The 1,245-nt window shown below is 77.3% G+C and carries 1 pseudogene; it reads left to right on the top strand.

From position 1 onward, the window contains the following. A pseudogene (locus ACXJKL_RS21290) lies at positions 1 to 1,245 on the top strand (chromosome segregation protein SMC); the annotation flags it as partial.

The raw sequence follows: 1,245 nt of genomic DNA, 5'->3' as shown, positions 1-1,245 counted from the left end.
GGGCAGGTCAACGCGCTCAGGTCGCGTGCAGCGGCCGCCGACGACGAGATCGGTCGCCTGGAGGCGGCCCGTGAGGAAGCCGTCGCCCGGGCCGACCGCGCCCAGCGCGACTTCACGTCCCTCGAGACCCGGGTGGCCGGCCTCGACGCCGGTGAGGAGGGGCTCGACGCCGAGCACGAGGCGGCGGTCGAGGCACTCGACGACATCGACGAGCGGCTGGCCCGGGCCCGCGACGAGGCCCAGCAGGCGGACCGCGACCGGGCCGGCCTCGTCGCCCGGCGCGATGCGCTCGAGATCGGCCTCAACCGCAAGGACGGGGCCGGGGCCCTGCTCGCCGCCACCGACAAGGTCTCCGGGCTCCTCGGCTCCGTGGCTGCCGTGCTGTCCGTCAGGGCCGGCCACGAGGCGGCCGTCGCCGCCGCCCTCGGCTCGGCCGCGGACGCGGTCGTGGTCACCGGCGCCGAGGCGGCCGTCGACGCCATCGCCCACCTCAAGCACGACGACCTCGGGCGGGCCGGGCTGCTGCTCGGAGGAGCTCCGGCCCAGACCCGCGACTGGCCCGCCCTCCCCGACGGGGCGACGTACGCCATCGACGTGGTCGAGGCCCCCGACGACCTCTCCGGGGCGCTCACCCGGCTGCTGCGGCAGGTGGTCGTGGTCGAGGACCTCGCCACCGCCCGGGCGCTGGTCGCCGACCTGCCCGAGGTCACCGCCGTCACCCTCGACGGCGACCTGATGGGTGCCCACTACGCCGCCGGCGGCTCCTCCAGCCAGCCCAGCCTGCTGGAGGTCCAGGCCGCCGTCGACGAGGCCACCCTGGCGCTGGGAGAGGCCACCGCGAGCACCGAGCGGCTGGGGTTCGTCATCTCCGGGCTGGAGGCCGAGCGCCACGACGCGCTCAAGCGGGCGGACGTCGCCCTGGCCAAGCTGCACGAGTCCGACGCCACGCTGGCGGCGGTCGCCGAGGAGCTGGGGCAGTACGGCTCCCTGGCCCGTGCGGCACGCGGCGAGGCCGAGCGTCTCGAACGGTCCATCGCCACGGCCCGCGAGGCCCGCGAGAAGGACCTGGCGGGGCTCAGCGACCTCGAGACCCGGCTGTCCACCGCCGAGGACGCTCCGGACGAGGAGCCGGACGCCACCGAGCGCGAGCGCCTCGTCGAGGCCGCCCGCGCCGCGCGGCAGGGGGAGATGGACGCCCGGCTCGCGCTCCGTACCGCCGAGGAGCGGGCCCGGGCCCTCCACGGC

Source organism: Nocardioides sp. P5_C9_2, from assembly GCF_054049555.1.
The sequence above is the reverse complement of the archived record's forward strand: the minus strand, read 5'-3'. Positions and strand labels throughout refer to the sequence as shown.